A 17756-nucleotide genomic window follows, 5' to 3' on the forward strand; every position below is an offset into this window, starting at 1 on the left:
CGGATTCTTATTCGAGCTGATTATGTTCACAAATAAGAGTGCACTACGCGTGGGCTTCAGCTAGTTCTGGATAATATGGGGATTCTTGTGTTTACGTGCATCTATTGCGTATCCGCTAGCATGGTATTTTGGCAATTTCAGTAAAGCGCGGTAACCCATGTGGCTCCAAAACCGCGTAACCGTTCCAGCGGATTGAACGTCGTTTGAATTATAAGTAGCGAACCGTCTTTCTCGATAATTTGGCTTAGATTAGTAGTAAAGCGGGTGGCGATAGCCACCCGCTTAGCCGATTCAACGATTTAGTTCAGAAAGGCCCACCAACCGCTTCTGGCGCTTGCCAGTACGCTGACCACACGTCGTTGCCGTAAACATAGTAGACGGTGTCACTATGCATACGGCTGCGGTCGAGATAGCCAGCCAATGGCCAGTGCCGATCAGTCGTTGGTTGATCGACCACCATTTCACCGCGAGTCTGCAGGCTGGCACCCGCCTGGTCGATGCCAACTATCTCGAACAAATGCAAAGATGATTGGGAATAAATGTAACCGGAATCGTTTGCTGAGGGCTTATCCATGATGACCGCCGGGATGGTGAATCGTAATGTGTTCGAGCCAACTTGCATCAGATTGATGCCGCGATGGTCGTATTGCGCATCGCTGTAACTGTGGTGTTCACCAAGCAAAACGCTGGTAATGGATGCAGGGTTAGCGATGTTCGCGATATCGAACAGCTCCACCTTCACTCGAGTGCCCGCTGCATTGTTTTCCCGCTGCCAGCCAATTGACAGCAAGTAATCATCATTGATTGGATGCAAATAAGTTGAGACACCGGGAATTTCCAGTTCACCGGCGATCAGCGGATTCGCCGGGTCGCTCAGATCGATGACATAGAGCGGGTCGATTTGCTCAAAACTGACAATGTAGGCGCGCTCGGCAAAAAAGCGCACAGCAAAAATATCCTCGCCCGGTTTGCCGATAGGTTCAGGGTGTTCGCTATTGGGTAGTGTTGATAAAACGGACAATGTATTACTGCCCGGGTCTTGTTTGAGTACATACAGAATATGAACCCGTGTGTTGTTCTCGCCAAACTTGCTGGTGACAATGCGCAGGTTGCCTTCATGCTCACTCATGCGGTAGCCCGGGTCGGTCCAGCCCATGGTTCCCGGCAGTACGCCGGTCGCAGCATAACTAATCTGATTCGCGCTCATCCGGAACTTGTGCAAGACGGTGTTTTGACCGTCGCCGTAATCTGTACCGCCAAGATAAAGGTGGCTCTGTGAGGCGTACAATCCACTGATCGGTGCATTCAGACACAGCGTTTCCGCAATACGCTGATTGCGCAAATCGATCACACTGATGGTGACGACATTGGCGAATCCTTCATCCGTTTCCAGATCGCGGGGGACAAAGCAATCATTAGCGGAAACCAGCGGCTGCTTCGGTCCGCCTTTGATTTGATAATGAGGCAACAAGTCGGCGATGTGTGCATCACGAATCAAGCGCTCATTGGCAATCTTTTGTTCTTCGGTGGTGGCGAAGCTTGTCAGACCGTCAATAACCGGCATCGAATGGGTGACCAAGTACAAGGTGTCGCCAATGCGGCGGCTCTCCAACATGGCGCCTTCAATGGTAATGTTCCATTCGCTTTTTGGCGCATTGATATTGGCCACATCAAAAATTTCGACGTCAGTGCTGCCGTTATGCCAAATTCCACCGCTGAACGGAAGAATATGAAAGGGGGCGTAAACCAGTGTGCCCGCAATTGCGACCAGCTTATCGGTTTGCTGATCGGCATTTTCCAGCAAATACATACCGGAGAGCTGGCTGGTACTACTGGACAGTTTTAGTGCGCCGATTTCGCGCGCATTTGCTTGAGCGGGTGCCGTTTCCAGAATGCGAATGGTTTTGCCGGTATCGGGATCTGGGCCATGGAAAGGCAACCCTGCTACGAACAGGTGTTGACCGTCGTACTGTACCCGGTCGATTTCATCGACACCGGCTTCGTGAAGATTGTTGTTGGAATACTGACTTGATGCGACCTCGGCACTGGTCAAGGTTTGCACCAGGTGGGAGTTGTTCAGTTGCAGCCGCATGCCGTTTTTGACCAGCTCGGTAAAACGGCTGCTATCGTTCGATTGCACCAGTGGTGATTGTTTGGCTGTGGCCAACTTCAGATGGGAGTAGTCCGTGTTAAGGGTTTCTTCCCGGTCTTTACTTTGACAGCCTATGATCAATGGCAAGGCCATGGCGGCCAATAGTATATTTCTCATCGTAAACCTCCAATAACCATCCGACAGGTCGGTGATTGTCCTGAACATCAAGGTCAGCTTAGGGGCAGGTTTAGCGGGCGTCTGTTGGTTTTCTGCGTAGAACTGTGAAAAAGTGTAGAGTCGATTCAGTATTTTTTTCGATGGTTGTGTGGGATTAACTGCGCTACCAAGCGGCGCGGATTACACTTTTTCACAAACCTTAACCAAATTCTTTAAGTGTGGGTAACACCGCTCTGCGATCATGGTGATGAGCAGCAATGAAACGAGCCGTTGAAACGTGAATAACCTCCGAATTCTTGCCTGTCTTGGCCTGTTACTGAGCTTTGGCTCGCTCGCTGAACAGCATAGCGATGACCCAGAGGACTACGTCACCGTTGGTGAATGGCAGTTCGGTGTGTCTATCGGTCTCGGTCAGCGCAGCAACCCGCTGCTCCGCAGCGATGATATTCCGTTGTTAATTTTGCCGCGCATTCGTTATTACGGTGAGCGCTGGTTTCTCGAAAATTTGGAGTTTGGTTACACGCTGTCTGACCAGCCAAACTTTATGGTCAACGCGATCGCAACACCGGGTTATGACCGGCTGTTTTTCTATCGTTGGGATCCAAGCAATTTTTTTATTGATATTGGCGGTGTCGCGGTCGACCCGACGACCAATCTTTCTTACATCAACCTGGCCGGTCTAAGCACCCGTCGCCTTGCCTATTTGGCCGGCGTTGAACTAAGCGGTGGCATCGAGCAGGTAGAATGGCAATTGCAGATGTTGCATGACGTGACAGGCGTGCATGACGGCAGCGAGATCCGGTTAGGACTTGCGCTGAATCTTGATGCCGGTAGCTGGCGCAACCACATTGGTGCCGGCGCTACCTGGAAAAGCGAGGCGCTGGTTGATTATTACTATGGCATCCGCCAATCAGAAGTGACCAATGGCCGCCACTTTTACCAAGGGCAAGCCACGCTGAATCCCTATTTCAAAATTGCCATGACGCGCCCGATCAACGAACACTGGCTATATCGCATGCACTTGCACTATGAATCCTTGGGCAGCGGCATTACCGATAGCCCTATTGTGCAGGATGACTATGTGCTGACCGTATTTATTGGAGGGGACTATCATTTTTAAGGGAATGACAAAGTGCTTGCTGATAACGATCACGGTGGCGCTGGCCGTGATGGCGCCCGCTCGCGCCGAGCCTGAGCAACACGCTTCACCTACGCCGGCAGAGGGAAGTACTGATCAGCTCAATGAACTGGTCGTGCAACCAGCGCTCTGTGCCCTGGCCAAAGAAGAGTCGTTGTGCCGCAAGCCTATCGCCATCTATTGGCGGCTCGCGGCTTCGGCCTCACCTTGCTTGTATCGCAGCGATGCGGAAGATGCGCTCCATTGCTGGCGCCAGGAGTTGAATGGAAAGTTGAACATCACCATCGAAACGGAAAGCAATATTGTATTTCAACTGCGCGATGGTGAAACAACGCTGGCGGAAGCGGTTTTTCAAGTGCTTTGGGAAGAGCAGCAGCGTCGGCGTCGACGTAATCCATGGCAATTTTTCTAGCAACGCCATGATCTCTGCCGGATAAAAAAATGAATCAGCATATCTTGCTCGTTGAAGACGATAAGCGTTTAGCCAACCTGGTAAAGGACTATCTGGTGCAGAATGACTTTACTGTGACGGTGGAGGCCAATGGTGATCAGGTTGAATCACTGTTGCGTTCAATGCCTTTTGATCTGCTGATCCTCGATGTCATGTTGCCCGGCCGGGATGGCATGTCGATTTGCAAATCGGTACGCCGTTTTTTTGAAGCGCCTATCCTGATGGTAACCGCCAAAGACAGCGATATCGACCAGGTATTGGGGCTAGAGTTTGGTGCCGACGATTACGTGATCAAACCGGTGGAACCGCGAGTATTGCTGGCACGGATACAGGCGCTGTTGCGCCGTTGTGGACCTCGTGTCGATAACGCGAATGCAGAGTTACAGTTCGGCCGCCTGAGCCTGTTGGCCAGTTCGCGCCAAGTGGTATTGAATGGAGCAGCGATTGACCTTAGCAGCCATGAATTTGATTTGCTCTGGCTGCTCGCCACTCGTGCAGGTGTTGTGCAAAGTCGAAACAGTCTATTCCAGGCACTGTACGGCAGGCCATACGACGGCATGGACCGCAGTATCGATGTGCGAATTTCCCAATTGCGGAAAAAACTTGGTGACAGTGCTGAAAATCCTTTCCGCATCAAGACTATCTGGGGACGAGGGTATCTGTTTGTGCCGGACGCGTGGAGCTGAATCATTGTGGTCAGCGCGTTCCTTCGCCTCTACTTTCTTCTGGTGCTGACTATCGTTGCCGCCGGTTATGGTCTTGATCAGCTATGGCGGGTTTATAGCAATGAAGTCGAGAACAAGCCGGATGAACTATTGACGCTAGCGAATATACATTTACAGTCAATCCCCGAGGCGCAATGGCATCAACGGGTTCAGGAACTGAATCAACAACTCGCTGTTCAGTTCAAGTTGATGCCTAGAAGCGCGTTTGCCGCATCCGATGAATTGCAGCAGCGTCTTCAGTCTGGTCAATCGGTAGCACTCGAAAACGAATCGCAAGCAACGCTTTGGATTCAACGCATACCGAATTCGTCATGGTTGCTCACCGAAACCTCACGAGTGCCATCTGTACGTGCCAACCTGGAGCTTTTTCTGCTAATGCTGTTCTACGCATTGGTTGCGCTGGTCGTGCTGCTCTGGGTATGGCCGCTGAATCAATCGTTACGCCGCTTGGAGAAAGCGGCGCAAGCATTTGGTATGGGCGATTGGTCGGCAAAAGCGACGGTAAAAAAGGGTTCTCCGGTCGAACCCTTGGCGCGCGCATTCAATCAGATGGCGCAACGTATCAGTGAGTTGATTCGTTCCAACAAGGAGCTGAGAGACGCGGTATCTCATGAGCTGCGCACACCATTGGCGCGAACGAAATTTGCGCTGGCGATGGCATCTGAAGCGGACGCACCTGCGGCGTTGCAAAATCACCTGGCCAGCATCGGACAAGATGTTGCCGAAATGGACGCCTTGATCAATGGCCTATTGGGCTATGCCAGCTTCGAACGTTCGGAGACGCGCTTAACACTGCAGCGTGGTGATTTTTCCGCCTTGATTGAAGAAAAGATCGAACAGACACAGCAATCCTTACCCAGGCCAATCCGCATCGAGTTTGTTGGGCAGCAGAAAAGCAGTGTGGCGATATGTGATTTCTACCTGATGGAACGGGTGCTACAGAATTTATTGCAGAATGCGTTGCGATTTGCCCATCAGCGCATTGATGTCAGTTTTTCAGTTGTCAGTGACCAGTATCGGTTAACCGTCGACGATGATGGCCCTGGTGTGCCGATGGCGGAGCGCACACGAATATTCGATGCGTTCGTCCGGCTGGAACATGAGCAGCATGCTGGCGCAGGGTTCGGCCTGGGGCTTGCGATCGTTCGGCGCATCGTGGAATGGCATAAGGGCGAAATTCTGGTTGATGACTCGCCTTTGGGCGGTGCGCGCTTTGTAGTGCAATGGCCTTTGCAAACCGCTGAGGCTGCCTTGCATGAAAGAGAATCTGGTGGGACGAGTTAACGGGCTTAGTGCTTATCGAAGTAAAGAAAAAGGCGGACTGCCTTACACAGTCCGCCTTTTTTCTAGGGCAATGTTCGGAGTTTATTCTTCACCGGCACCGAGAAGTTGAAGCCATCATGCTTATCCCAATTGATTGACCAGGTCATTGCTCCACGGAAAGTGGGATAGGCCTGATTCGGTTGGATGCTGCCGCAGCTTACTTTCTTGGTCAGGCAGTCCAGCGCCTGATTGACCACGGTGACGCTGAAGAAGCCGGAGCTCGCGGAACTATTGCCGGATGGCACGCCGAATGCGACTTGATCGGGACGTAAGCCGACGAAACTGGTGCCATCGGCCAGTGGAAAGCCTTCGATTAACATCTTGCTACCGGCGACCAGCATATCAACGGTGTTGGTGCTGATCGCACTCGGAGAGTACGGCGTCGACAGTCCGCCGTTGTTGTAATACTGCGGATGAATCAGATTCAAATCTTCACGCAAGCCATTGATGATCGGAATGTAGGCACCCCAGATGCCGGAATAAGCAATGTAGCCTCCTTGCACATAAGGATGTTCGGGCGCCATCGACAAATAAAAACTCGGTCCGATGCGGCCTTTCAATTGTTTAACCGCCGAGATCATGTTCGGAATGATCGGCGTGCCATGCAAAACGCCGGCGCCGCTTTCCAAATCCAAATCGATGCCGTCAAAACCATAGTTTTGAATCAGGTACTCAAGACTGTTGACGAAGTTGGCGACATTTTCTTGCGTGTTCAGCGTCATCCGCCCTTGTTCGCCACCCAGTGACAACACCACTTTTTTTCCGGCGGCCCGCTTTGCTGCGATATCGGCTTTGAATTGCGTTTCACTGCCCGCTTTTGGATCGAGTGTGAAGGTGACGCTGCCATTGCCGCCGTCTTCGCCAAACGAAATCATGATCACGTCCCAATCATTCGAGACCTGCGCAATCGGATAGGTCGGCCCGCTCGGATTGGTGAAGTTGTGCCAATAGCCAACCAAGGCATGCTTGGTTAACGGCGTGGGCGTGGGCGTGGGCGTGGGCGTGGGCGTGGGCGTAGGCGTAGGCGTAGGCGTAGGCGTCGGAGTCGGAGTCGGAGTCGGAGTCGGAGTCGGAGTCGGAGTCGGAGTCGGAGTCGGAGTCGGAGTCGGCGTAGGTGTAGGTGTGCAATTACCTATCCGTCTCCAAACACCCCATTCACCGGATTGCGCCGGGTTATCGCCCTGCGTCCACCATTTCGCTTCGTAAACCACGCCTTGGTAGGAAACCCGTTGGCCACCGGTATACACCTGTGAAGCATTCCAGGCGCTAACGGTGCAAGGTGTCGGAGTAGGCGTGGGCGTGGGCGTGGGCGTCGGTGTCGGTGTCGGTGTCGGCGTTGGAGTCGGCGTTGGAGTCGGTGTGCAAGTGCCGCCCGCCTGCCACAAACTCGGTGTTGCTGCCGGATTCCAGTTGGCACCGACATGGGCGGTATGGGTCACCAAGGCCGTGTAATTATTGGCGTTATAATTAACGACAACGCCTGCCGAGTAGGTATTGCCTTCCGCCCAGGTGGCGCAAGCGGCGGCAACCTCTTTCAGTGGCAGCAAACTCAAACCCGCGCCAAGCAGCGCTGAACAAACAATATTCTTGCGAAACGGTAAGCCGATCATCATCTGGTCCTCATGGCAAACAACTGCTAGCGACCAGAACGGCCACTTTCCTTGTTGCCATCGTGCCCAGCAAAGGACTGCTCTCACCAAGACTATTCACGCAGACTTTTGTACTTTTCTAACAGGCTGGATGGATGGAACGCCAGGATTGCCTGGCGATCAGAGAGCCTGCGTTTTGCTGCAGGAAATTTTTCTCGTTTCGGTGCCATGATGCTGGCGTAATGTCAGATACCCAGAGCGCTGGCAGGAGCGTTCTAATTCCTGTGCCGCTTCATCAGGCTGCTGAAAAATATTGATGCCATTGACGGTCGATATCCAGAAATCCCGCGAAAGCGTCGTACAACTTTTGTCGACATCAGGTTCGATGTAGTGGTCTTTATCCCAATAGCCGTGCCAAGCACCTGGGCAGGCGGAAGCCAGAATGAACTCGATAATTGTGGCAACTCGATCAGCTTTGCTTTCTGGCACATTTACTGTTGGCAAGTTCAAGTTGGCAATATGATGGCTATAGGCCGCGATCCGGGTACCGGCATTCATCTCGTCAAGTTGTTGATCAAGTGGCAACAATCCTGGCGTGGCATTTTGCTTGGCAAAGTACTCGTCGAGCGCGTTCAGCGCTTCGAAATCATGGGCAAATGGTTTGGCAAAAAGTATTGGCCATATGTCGTGCGCTTTGTTTTTCGGCGTTGAATCAATGGCTGCCCGCAATAGTAAATGGCCGCAATGGTAGGGGGCTTTATTGAAACCCGCTGAGCGGAACGAAGACAGTCTCGATTGACTCAAGGCGGTCATGCATGAGGCGTGGGCGTTTTTGAGAACGGCTCGATACTCACTCGCTGACATTTGCTGCAAGTCCAGCATCGCCTGATAGGCAAACAAATCCGCCGCGCCTTCTTTCAGCCATATTTTGTCATCTGGGCCTTCGCGTTGTGCTTGCCAGGCATGCGCCAGTTCATGCGCCACGGTGTGGCCGATCACGATCTGGTTTGCCCGATTGTTTTCAAACCAACCGTTGCCGGAAATATTGAGCAGCACTTCACCGCCGATGTAACCGCCATCAAGGAAAGGTTTGGCATCGTTGTGGGCAAAGCCAAGCGCGACAAAAAGCGGCGACGGTGCCGGGCCAATCAGGTGCTGACGAAAATAGGCTTCATAGTCCTTGGCATCCTTTTCTCCGATGGCTTTTATCCAGTTTGGCAGCTCGGTATCGATCACGGTTTCCAGGTTTTTGCTCAGTGACGTTTCGGCAACGCCAAAATAGGCATAACGCTTTTCCGTAGCCGTAATCTCGAGTGTGCCACTTCCCTTGGTGTTGCCAAAGCGCAATGCTCTTTCCGCGACCGACTGCAAGCGAATGCTGGTTGGCGCCGTCAGGCGTATTTCGTTGTTGTGGGCGTCGAATATTTTGGTCGGCAGATAATGGTCAACAAACATCGCATAGCGATTGCCGGAGAATCGGATAAAGGGCGTGAACTGCCGGTTCAGCGTTTGGTGGTAAGGATGGGTAATGTCAATGGCAACACGCGAGGCAGGCTTTTCCATAATAAGCTGGTGACCATCAAGCGATTTGCCTTGATGCCGCCAGGCAGTGTCTATGAACGGCGTGATGCCCGGATTGAACTGCAAGGTTTTGACGGGTTGCTGAAAAACGTATTCGACCAACCAACTGTTCTTGGCTGGATCTTCGGTAATCACCAACTGAAGCGCCAGCGAGCGAACCGATAACAACAGCGAAAACAGCGTGAGTAATAGGCGCATCATTTTTCTCAGGAGTTCACGTTATCAGTCATACAAAAAAATGGCCGCTCGGTTCGGCGGCCATTTTTTTATCAAGTAACCGCTATGCAACATCCAACACTTGCGGTTTGCGAAAACTGACTTGCGCCAAATCACGGGTAAACGGCAAGGTGTTCCAATTCCACGGGGTGAAACGCGGAATTTGAAACCGATCGCCGCGGCCGGTCCAGGCGCCATGTTCGGTGGTCCAGGATGCTTGATATCCGGCTTGTTTGACTTGGCGCACATGCACCGCGCGGTAATCCTGTTCGGGTTTGCCGTTCGGGTAGGCAAACAGCGTTGGCGCTTCGCCGAGGATTTCGCTCAGCAAACCGCGATTGTGCTGGATTTGCCATTCGGCTTCGTCATCATCGAGTGTGCTCAGCACATGATGATCGTGAGTGTGACCGCCAATGGTGACGCCAGCTTCATGCAGCGTTTTCAATTCGTTTTCATTGAGCATCAAGCGCGGCACGTAAGAGAGGTGATCACGAATATGGCTGACCAATGCCCGGCGTTCATCGCGCTGCCAGTATTTGACTGCCATACGCAGTTTCGCCAGCACCGAGCGGCGCAAATCCAGTGATTCGGCAAGAATCGGGGTGGCCAGGCCAAAGCGGCTTAAGTCGAGCGGGCCCGCCGGCGATTGCCGAATCAACTCGGTCAGCCAGTCGTTCCACATCAAATCGCCATCGAGAAAAGCCGTGCAGGCAAACACCGTGGCATTGGCCTTGAACTCGCGCAGCACCGGCACCAGCAGGTGCAAGTTGTCGGCATAGCCATCGTCAAAGCTGATGCTGGCCGTGGGTTTGCCGGAGCGCGGGGCGGCCAGCGATTCGCTCAGTGGAATGACGTCGAAATGCTCGCAGATCAGCGCCAGTTGCTGCCGGAATTCATCAACGGTAGGTGTCAGCCGCATCAATGGGTCGCGTTCGGCGACCAGGCGGTGAAAAATAAACGTGTAGTGTCGGCGTGGCAGCAAGCGCAGCCGGTACAGCCAATGAAACATGCCAGCGCTTCCTTGTGCATGAATCGGTCGAAAAGAGGGTCAGCATAGCGCCCGCGCAACGGCCAGGGTAGAGGCAATTGCCATCAGGTCGATGGTATTTGGTCTTACCAGCGAGAACTGTAAAGCATTCCGACATGGTAATGCTTGCAAATCTTACAGTATTCATTATGGTATGGATCCCCTGATTGCCGTGCGACTTGTCTTTCCCGCGCACGCCCGAGGACGAATACATGAAAAGGATATTCATGTCTGCTCTGCTGGCCGTTTCGGCCTGCCTCCCTGCTGTCTCGACCGCCGCCGATCTGCCTGATGCCATTGCTCAGGCGAAGTCCTCGATCGTCGGTGTCGGTACCCAATTGATGACCCGCCGGCCGCCGGCTTTGTTGCGCGGTACTGGCTTTGTCGTCGCCGATGGCAAGCATGTACTGACCAATTATCACGTGTTGCCGGAGGTGCTCGACAGTGAGCACCGCGAGGTGCTGGTGGTGTTTTCCGGCTCGGGTGACATGCAGACGCTGCATACCGCGCGGGTCATTGCCAGCGATGCTGAGCACGATCTGGCGCTGCTGCGCATTGATGGCCGGCCATTGCCGGCATTGCAACTCGATGCCGATGTCGAGGTACGTGAAGGTGAAAGCCTGCTGCTGACCGGTTTCCCGGTCGGCGCCGTGCTCGGCCTGTATCCGGCCACCAGCCAGGCGATGGTTTCCGCGATTACGCCGATCGCCATTCCGGTGCCGACCACGCAAAGCTTGAATGCCGCTAGCATCAAGCGTCTGCGCACGCCCTATTTGGTCTATCAACTCGATGCCATTGCTTACCCCGGCAACAGCGGCAGTCCGCTGTATCGGGCTTCCGATTTGAAGGTGGTTGGCGTCATCAACGCGGTGCTGGTCAAGGAATCGAAAGAAGCGGCACTGGAGCGGCCGACGGCGATCAGCTACGCGATTCCAATCAAATTCGCGCTGCCGCTGTTGGAAAAAATCGGTAGCACGCCATGAACAGTTTCGCGCTGGTTGGTTACGCGCTGGCGACGGTCGGTTTTGCGACCCTGCTGGTGCTGCTGCTATCGCGCTGGCGCGGCCGCCTGGCCAGCCGCTGGCTGGTTACCGCGATGGCCTTGCAGGTTGCCTGGGGTATTGGCGCCGTGCTGTTCCATACCGTGCGCGAGCCGTGGATTGTCTGGCTCTATTCCTGGCTGGAAGCGCTGCGCTATTTCGGCTGGCTGATGCTGATGCGTGACCTCTGGCAGCCTTTGGCCAATTTGCACAGCGATGCGCTGCGCTGGTATAGCCGTTTGATGCCGATTGCGCTGGGTGCTACTGCGTTGATGGTGCTGGTGGCGTTCTGGCCGCCATTCGCCGAGTGGCTGGGCGCCAATCGCGGCGTGCCGATATTTCAGGGCGGCATGATGGCGCTGGCGCTGACCGGCGGCCTGTTGACCGAAATGCTCTATCGGCGCACCCGACCGGAGCAGCGTTGGGCCATCAAGTTTCTGTGCTTGGGACTCGCCTCCGTTTTTATTTTCGATTTTTATCTTTATGCCGATGCGCTGCTGTTCCATGTTATCGACCCGAGCATTCTGGCCGCACGCGGCTATGTAACGGCGGCTTCAGTGCCTTTGCTTGCCGTGGCCATTTCCCGTAATCCGCGCTGGTCAATTGATTTGTTTATCTCCCGGCGTTTGGTGCTGCGTTCGGTATCGTTATTGGCTGCCGGTTGTTACTTGTTATTGATGGCCGCCGTCGGTTTTTATATTCGCGCCACCAATGCCGAATTCGGTGATGCCCTGCGTTTGGTATTCGTCGCTTTCGCCGTCTTGGTCGGCTTGGTGATCGCGTTTTCCGGGCAAGTGCGTGCGCGCATCAAGGTACTGATCAACAAGCACTTCTTCAGCTACCAGTACGACTATCGCGAAGAATGGTTGAAGCTCAATCGCACCCTCGCCGGTGAAGAAGGCGAAGGCCAGTTGCACGAACGGGCCATTCGGGCACTGGCCGAAATTGTTGATTCACCAGCCGGCATGATCTGGACGCTACACGATGGCCGCTGCGAATTCACCGAGCATTGGTCAATGCCGCCGGAGCGGGTCAAATTGCCGGCACCGGACCGTAATTTGATCGAGTATTTGAGTGAAACTGGTTGGGTTATCGAAATTCCGGAATACAAAGCGACGCCGGAACATTACGGTGATTTGCAGTTGAACGAAGCCTGGCTCAAACGCGAAGAGCCATGGTTGATTGTGCCGCTGATGCGTGAGCAAGTGCTGACCGGTGTGGTGTTGCTGGCAAAGCCGCGGGCTCCACGTACGGTCAACTGGGAAGTACGCGATTTATTGAAAACGGCCGCTGCGCAGGTGGCGTCCTATATCGCTGTTTACCAAACTACGCTGGCGTTGGTTGATGCCCGTCAGTTCGAGGCGTTCAATCGTTTGTCGGCATTTGTTGTTCACGATTTGAAGAACGTTGCGGCGCAGTTGCAACTGATTGTTGCCAACGCAGAAAAACACCGGCACAAACCGGCGTTTGTCGATGATGCCTTTGGCACTGTCGCCAACGCCGTCGGCAAGCTGGAGCGCATGCTGACCGGCCTGCGCAAAGGTTCGGTTGAGGCTTCATCAACGACCATTGTCGAAGTGATGCCGATCATTGAAGACGCCATCAAGCAAACGACACAACGACAACCGGTGCCGACTGTGATCAACGGCCAGAATCTGTACGTGCGTTCTGACAAAGAGCGGCTGACCTCGGTGCTGGTGCATCTGATTCACAATGCGCAAGAGGCTTGCGATGCCGATGGCCAGATTGTGCTCGATGTCTCGTCAGAAGCTAATGACGTGTTGATCAAAATCAGCGACAATGGCCACGGCATGGATGCGACGTTCATCCGCGAACGACTGTTTCGCCCTTTCGATACCACCAAAGGTAATGCTGGCATGGGCATCGGTGCTTTCCAGGCACGTGAGACCATCCGCAGCTTCGGTGGTGATTTAACCGTAACCAGCGCGCCAAAACAGGGAACGGAATTTTCGATCCGCTTGGCGCGCGTCAACAACATGGACGAGAACGATGGGAAGCAATGACAGGAGTCAGAAACGTCTATTAGTCGTGGAAGACGATCCCGGTTTACAAAACCAACTGCGCTGGTGTTTCGAAGATTGCGATGTCATCGTTGCCGGCACCCGCGAAGAAGCGCTGACGGCATTGCGCCGTCATGAACCACAAGTGATTACACTCGATCTTGGCTTGCCGCCGGACCCGACCAACGCCAGCGAAGGCCTTGCGACCTTGCAGGCCATTCTGAAACTTTCCCCGCATACCAAAGTGATTGTCGTCACCGGTAACGATGATCGGGAAAACGCGCTGAAAGCGGTTGAGCTTGGTGCCTATGATTACTACCAAAAACCGATCGATGCCGATTCCTTAGGCTTAATCGTTCAGCGCGCCTTCCAGCTTTATGAACTCGAAGAAGAAAACCGCCAGCTGCAAAAGCGCGCGCACTCAGCACCGCTCGCTGGCGTGATCGCCGGCTCGCCGGAAATGGCGAAAGTCTGCCGCATGGTGGAAAAAGTATCGCCAACCGATTTGACCGTGTTGCTGCTTGGCGACTCCGGCACCGGTAAAGAAGTGATCGCCCGTGCGCTACACGATTTATCGCCCCGCGCCGATCATCGTCTCGTTGCCATCAACTGCGCGGCGATTCCGGAAAACCTGCTGGAAAGCGAGTTGTTCGGTTACGAAAAAGGCGCGTTCACCGGTGCCGCCCGACAAACCAAAGGCAAAATCGAATACGCCGATAACGGCACTTTATTTCTCGATGAAGTCGGTGATCTGCCGATGGCCTTGCAAGCCAAACTGCTGCGTTTTCTGCAAGAGCGGGTAATCGAACGCATTGGCGGTCGCGAGGAAATTCCGGTTGATGTCCGCGTCATTTGCGCGACCCATCGCAACCTGCCGGAAATGGTGCGTGAAGGCACTTTCCGCGAAGATTTGTATTACCGCCTTGGCGAAATCACCATCGATATTCCGCCGCTGGCCGAACGCACTGGCGATGTCGTGTTGCTGGCGCGTGCTTTCCTGCAGCGCTTCAATGAACAACTTGGTAAACACATCAAAGGTTTTCGTGATGACGCCATCACCGCGATGAGCGCACACGATTGGCCCGGCAATGTCCGCGAGCTGGAAAACCGTATCAAGCGCGCCGTGATCATGGCCGATGAAAACTACATCAACGCCGACGATCTGCAATTGGTCGTCAAGCACAGCCGCGAACTGCCGTTGAACCTGCGGCAAGTGCGCGAACAAGCCGAAACCGATGCCGTCATGCGTGCGCTTGCCTGTTCCGAAGGCAATATGTCGCGCGCCGCCGAACTGCTCGGTATCACCCGACCAACCTTGTATGCCTTGGTCGACAAATATGGACTCAATCAAAACGAAAGTGCGCGCACCCACTAAGCGCATCGTCAAACAGGGAGCACTGCAATGAATGGTTCACGTACGAATAAAACTTTGATCAGTCTGGTGCTGGGTGCGGTGTTGGCTGGCCCGGTGCTCGCCGACTACAAAGAACACTGGCAAAAAGCCCAGGCGCTGATGCAAAAAAATGATCGAAAAGCGGCGATCATCGAACTGCGTAATGCCCTGCAGGAAAAATCCGACAGCGTCGAAGCGCGAGTGTTGCTTGGTGAGCTGTACTACCTCGAAGGCAATCTCGGTGCTGCCGAAAAAGAGCTGAACAAAGCCCGTGAATTGGAAGGCGACCGCGCGCTCTGGGTCAAACCGCTGGGCAAAACCTATCTGGCCATGTACCAACCAGCGAAAGTGCTGGAAGTCGTTACGGAATACGCCAAGGACAGCAATGCCTTGAAAGCCGATGTATTCGCGCTGCGTGGTTTGGCAACGTTGCAAACCGGTAATCTCAACGAGGCAGAGAAGCTGCTGCAAAATGCCAACAGTCTGAATCCGACCTCACCAGAAGCCTTGTTCGGTCTGGGTCAGATCGCCCGCATGCGCAACGACTTTGCCAAGGCCGAATCGCTGGTCAACGAAGCGCTGCGTCGCGATCCGGACTTTGTTAACTCCTATGTTCTGTCGGCCGAATTGCTGCTGGCCAAAGGCGAACATGAAGCAGCACTGAGTCAGATGAACAAAGCCGTCGACCGAGCGCCGAACGATACTCGCGTGCGTCTGGCCCGGGCCGAAGTGTTGTTACTGCGAAGCAAAATTAAGGAAGCCTGGCAGGACATCAATCTGGTGTTGAACGCCTTGCCAAAACACCCAACGGCGTTGTACTTGAAAGGCAAGGCCTTGCTGGCCGAGAGCAAATTTGATGACGCCAGTTCAGCGCTGAATGAAGCACTCGGTGTCATGCCGAACTATCTGGATGCGCAATTGCTGCTTGGCTTTATCAAAGTACAGAAGCAGGAATGGCGACAAGCGGAAGAAGTGTTGCAGCGGGTACTGGCACAGCGACCGGATCACCTGCCGGCACTGAAAATGCTGGCGCAAACCAAACTCGGTATTGGCGACCACAAGCAAGCCATGCCGCATATCGAAGCTGGCTTGAAAAAAGCACCGGAAGATATGCAGTTGCTGGCATTGAAAGCGCATGCCCAAGTGATGAATCGCGAGTTCGATAAAGCCGAAAAAACCATTGAACATGCGTTGACCATTTCCCCCGATGCCAATCATTTACGCGCCAGTTTGGCTCTGCTGCAGTTGCAAGAGGGTAATTCCGCCAGCGCGATTAATCAGCTCGAATCGGCCAGCGCCAACAGCAAATTGGTCGACATGAGCGATCTGATGCTGGCGGCGGCCTACCTGTCGCAGAAACAACCGGAAAAGGCGCTGGAGCTCGCCAAGAAACTGTACAGCGAACAACCCAAAAACCTGCTGGTGATCAACATGTACGGCGTCGTCAAAATGGCGATGAACGACATCGAGGGCGCGCGTGCGATGTTTGAAGAAGCGCTGCGTCAGGACCCAAACTTCATCAACGCGACGCTGAACCTGGTGCGTCTCGATGTGTTGGCCAAAGACTATGATGCCGCCTTGAAAAAACTCGATGCGGAGCTTGCCAAGAACCCCAAAGTCGGTGCCCTGGCCGTGCAAAAGGCCTATATGTACGACTTGAAAAACGAGCCGGAGAAAGCCTTTGAGTGGCAGCGCAAGGGCTGGGAAGTGGATAAATCGAATCTGCAAACCGGCACTGCCTATATGCGCCGTTTGTTGACGATGAACAAACCGTTCGAAGCCTTATCCGTCGCCCAACAATTGGTTGCCGCCAATCCGGAAGATGCCGAAGCGCATCATGCCGTTGGTACGGCACAAATGGCCAACAAGAGCCATTCGCAGGCGATTGGCAGTTTCCGTCAGGCGATCAACTTGAGCCCCAACCGCACCGACAGCTACCTGGCTTTGGCCGATGCCCAGCAAGCCAATAAGCAGCCCGATGAAGCCTACCGTACGTTGGAGCAGTTGTTGCGAGTGCGGCCGCAATACTGGCAGGCGATGCTGGCGCTCGGCCGCATGGATTTCGTTGCCAAACGCTACAACGATGCACTGCGCTGGGCGAAAAAGTTGAGCACCGATTTCTCGCTGGTCAATGCCGGTTTTCATCTGGAAGCCGATGTGCTGAGCAGTCAGGGTAAGCACGCTGAGGCTGTGCCGTTGTATGAGAAAGCCTACCAAATCAACCCGACCGTGATGCTCGCTGGCCAATGGTCCAACGCGCTGTTGGAGTCTGGCAAGAAAAACGCCGAAGCGCCGTTACTGGATTGGATGAAGAAACATCCGAACAGCGATGATGGCCGTTTCGCGCTGGCATCGCATTACTTGAAAGCCAATCGCAAAAGCGAAGCCTTGAAAGAATTTCATGCGCTGGAGAAAAAGCATCCGGACCATATTGTGCTGCTGAATAATCTGACCTGGATGTACGCCGAGCAGAAAGACAAGGCCAATACCGAAAAATACTTGAACAAACTGGTCGCCACAGGGCCAAAACAAGCCGAGCTGCTTGATACTATCGGTTACGCGTACCTGCAACTGGGCAATGCCAACAAGGCGTTGGAATTCCTGAGCAAAGCCATCGAAGCGGCGCCAGAATTTGGCGAAGCGCGCTATCACGCAGCATTGGCACATAAGGCGCTTGGCAACATCACGGCCGCTAAGAATGTGCTGAAACCCATCATCGATAGTGGCAAGCAGTTCAGTTATCGTGCAGAAGCCGAGCAGATGTACAAATCCTTGTGATTTTGCCGATACGACGGCGCTTGTCTGAGCGCCGTCGACCACAAGAATTTTAACTGAATGTGACTCCACACCAAGGTTTCACAAATGATGGAATGCGGTACAACTAGCTCCTTTCGTAGCGGTTGATACGAAAAGCGCGATGAATCCCGTACTGAATGCGCTATTCAAAGCGAGCATTTACCGGTACGTCTGTATTGCTCTGGAC

The 17756-nt window shown here is 53.8% G+C and carries 12 protein-coding genes; 8 read left to right on the plus strand and 4 right to left on the minus strand.

Features of this window, described 5'->3' with window-relative positions; all coding sequences use genetic code 11:
* Positions 1-304: 304 nt before the first annotated feature.
* Positions 305-2269, minus strand: coding sequence for a beta-propeller domain-containing protein (locus E2H98_RS10605; RefSeq protein ID WP_157591345.1), 1965 nt, complete (start codon positions 2267-2269; stop codon positions 305-307).
* 277 nt (positions 2270-2546) lie between these two features.
* Here E2H98_RS10605 and E2H98_RS10610 point away from each other — a divergent pair, with 277 nt between their 5' ends.
* From E2H98_RS10610 to E2H98_RS10625, 4 genes are read left to right on the plus strand one after another with little or no spacing between them, the layout of a single operon-like run.
* Positions 2547-3389 carry a MipA/OmpV family protein gene (locus E2H98_RS10610; protein WP_133589416.1) on the plus strand — a complete coding sequence of 281 codons (843 nt, stop codon included), beginning with the start codon at positions 2547-2549 and terminating at the stop codon, positions 3387-3389.
* Positions 3390-3405: 16 nt separating this feature from the next.
* Positions 3406-3819 carry a DUF3019 domain-containing protein gene (locus E2H98_RS10615; RefSeq protein WP_157591346.1) on the plus strand — a complete coding sequence of 138 codons (414 nt, stop codon included), beginning with the start codon at positions 3406-3408 and terminating at the stop codon, positions 3817-3819.
* A 29-nt stretch (positions 3820-3848) separates the two neighbouring features.
* Positions 3849-4544: a response regulator gene (locus E2H98_RS10620; RefSeq protein ID WP_133589412.1), complete on the plus strand. Its 696-nt coding sequence runs from the start codon at positions 3849-3851 to the stop codon at positions 4542-4544.
* Between the two features lie 6 nt (positions 4545-4550).
* Positions 4551-5867, plus strand: coding sequence for an ATP-binding protein (locus tag E2H98_RS10625; protein WP_133589410.1), 1317 nt, complete (start codon positions 4551-4553; stop codon positions 5865-5867).
* 62 nt (positions 5868-5929) lie between these two features.
* On the opposite strand, the gene E2H98_RS10630 is transcribed toward E2H98_RS10625, so the two are convergent.
* The 3 genes from E2H98_RS10630 to E2H98_RS10640 form a co-directional block, all read right to left on the minus strand.
* Positions 5930-7519: a chitinase gene (locus tag E2H98_RS10630; RefSeq protein ID WP_198325097.1), complete on the minus strand. Its 1590-nt coding sequence runs from the start codon at positions 7517-7519 to the stop codon at positions 5930-5932.
* A 156-nt stretch (positions 7520-7675) separates the two neighbouring features.
* The gene (locus tag E2H98_RS10635; protein WP_157591347.1) at positions 7676-9277 is read right to left on the minus strand and encodes a hypothetical protein; all 1602 of its coding nucleotides are present in this window, start codon (positions 9275-9277) and stop codon (positions 7676-7678) included.
* A gap of 79 nt (positions 9278-9356) precedes the next feature.
* Positions 9357-10301, minus strand: a complete 945-nt coding sequence (locus E2H98_RS10640; RefSeq protein WP_133589406.1) for a polysaccharide deacetylase family protein — start codon at positions 10299-10301, stop codon at positions 9357-9359.
* A 245-nt stretch (positions 10302-10546) separates the two neighbouring features.
* On the opposite strand from E2H98_RS10640, the gene E2H98_RS10645 reads away from it, so the two are divergent.
* The 4 genes from E2H98_RS10645 to prsT are packed head-to-tail and all read left to right on the plus strand — an operon-like array spanning position 10547 to position 17551.
* On the plus strand, positions 10547-11302 hold the full coding sequence (locus tag E2H98_RS10645) for a S1 family peptidase (RefSeq protein WP_198325098.1): 756 nt from the start codon (positions 10547-10549) through the stop codon (positions 11300-11302).
* Positions 11299-13383, plus strand: coding sequence for an XrtA/PEP-CTERM system histidine kinase PrsK (gene prsK, locus E2H98_RS10650; protein WP_133589402.1), 2085 nt, complete (start codon positions 11299-11301; stop codon positions 13381-13383). The genes E2H98_RS10645 and prsK overlap by 4 nt, the downstream gene beginning before the upstream one ends.
* Positions 13370-14755 (plus strand): PEP-CTERM-box response regulator transcription factor, encoded by a 1386-nt coding sequence (gene prsR, locus E2H98_RS10655; protein ID WP_133589400.1) that lies wholly within the window; start codon positions 13370-13372, stop codon positions 14753-14755. Before prsK ends, prsR begins: the two co-directional genes overlap by 14 nt.
* A gap of 27 nt (positions 14756-14782) precedes the next feature.
* A complete protein-coding gene (prsT, locus tag E2H98_RS10660) occupies positions 14783-17551 on the plus strand; it encodes an XrtA/PEP-CTERM system TPR-repeat protein PrsT (protein ID WP_133589398.1) in 2769 nt (922 codons plus the stop codon).
* The last annotated feature ends 205 nt before the right edge of the window (positions 17552-17756 follow it).

The sequence above is a fragment of the Permianibacter aggregans genome, from assembly GCF_009756665.1.
Lineage (GTDB): Bacteria > Pseudomonadota > Gammaproteobacteria > Enterobacterales > Permianibacteraceae > Permianibacter > Permianibacter aggregans.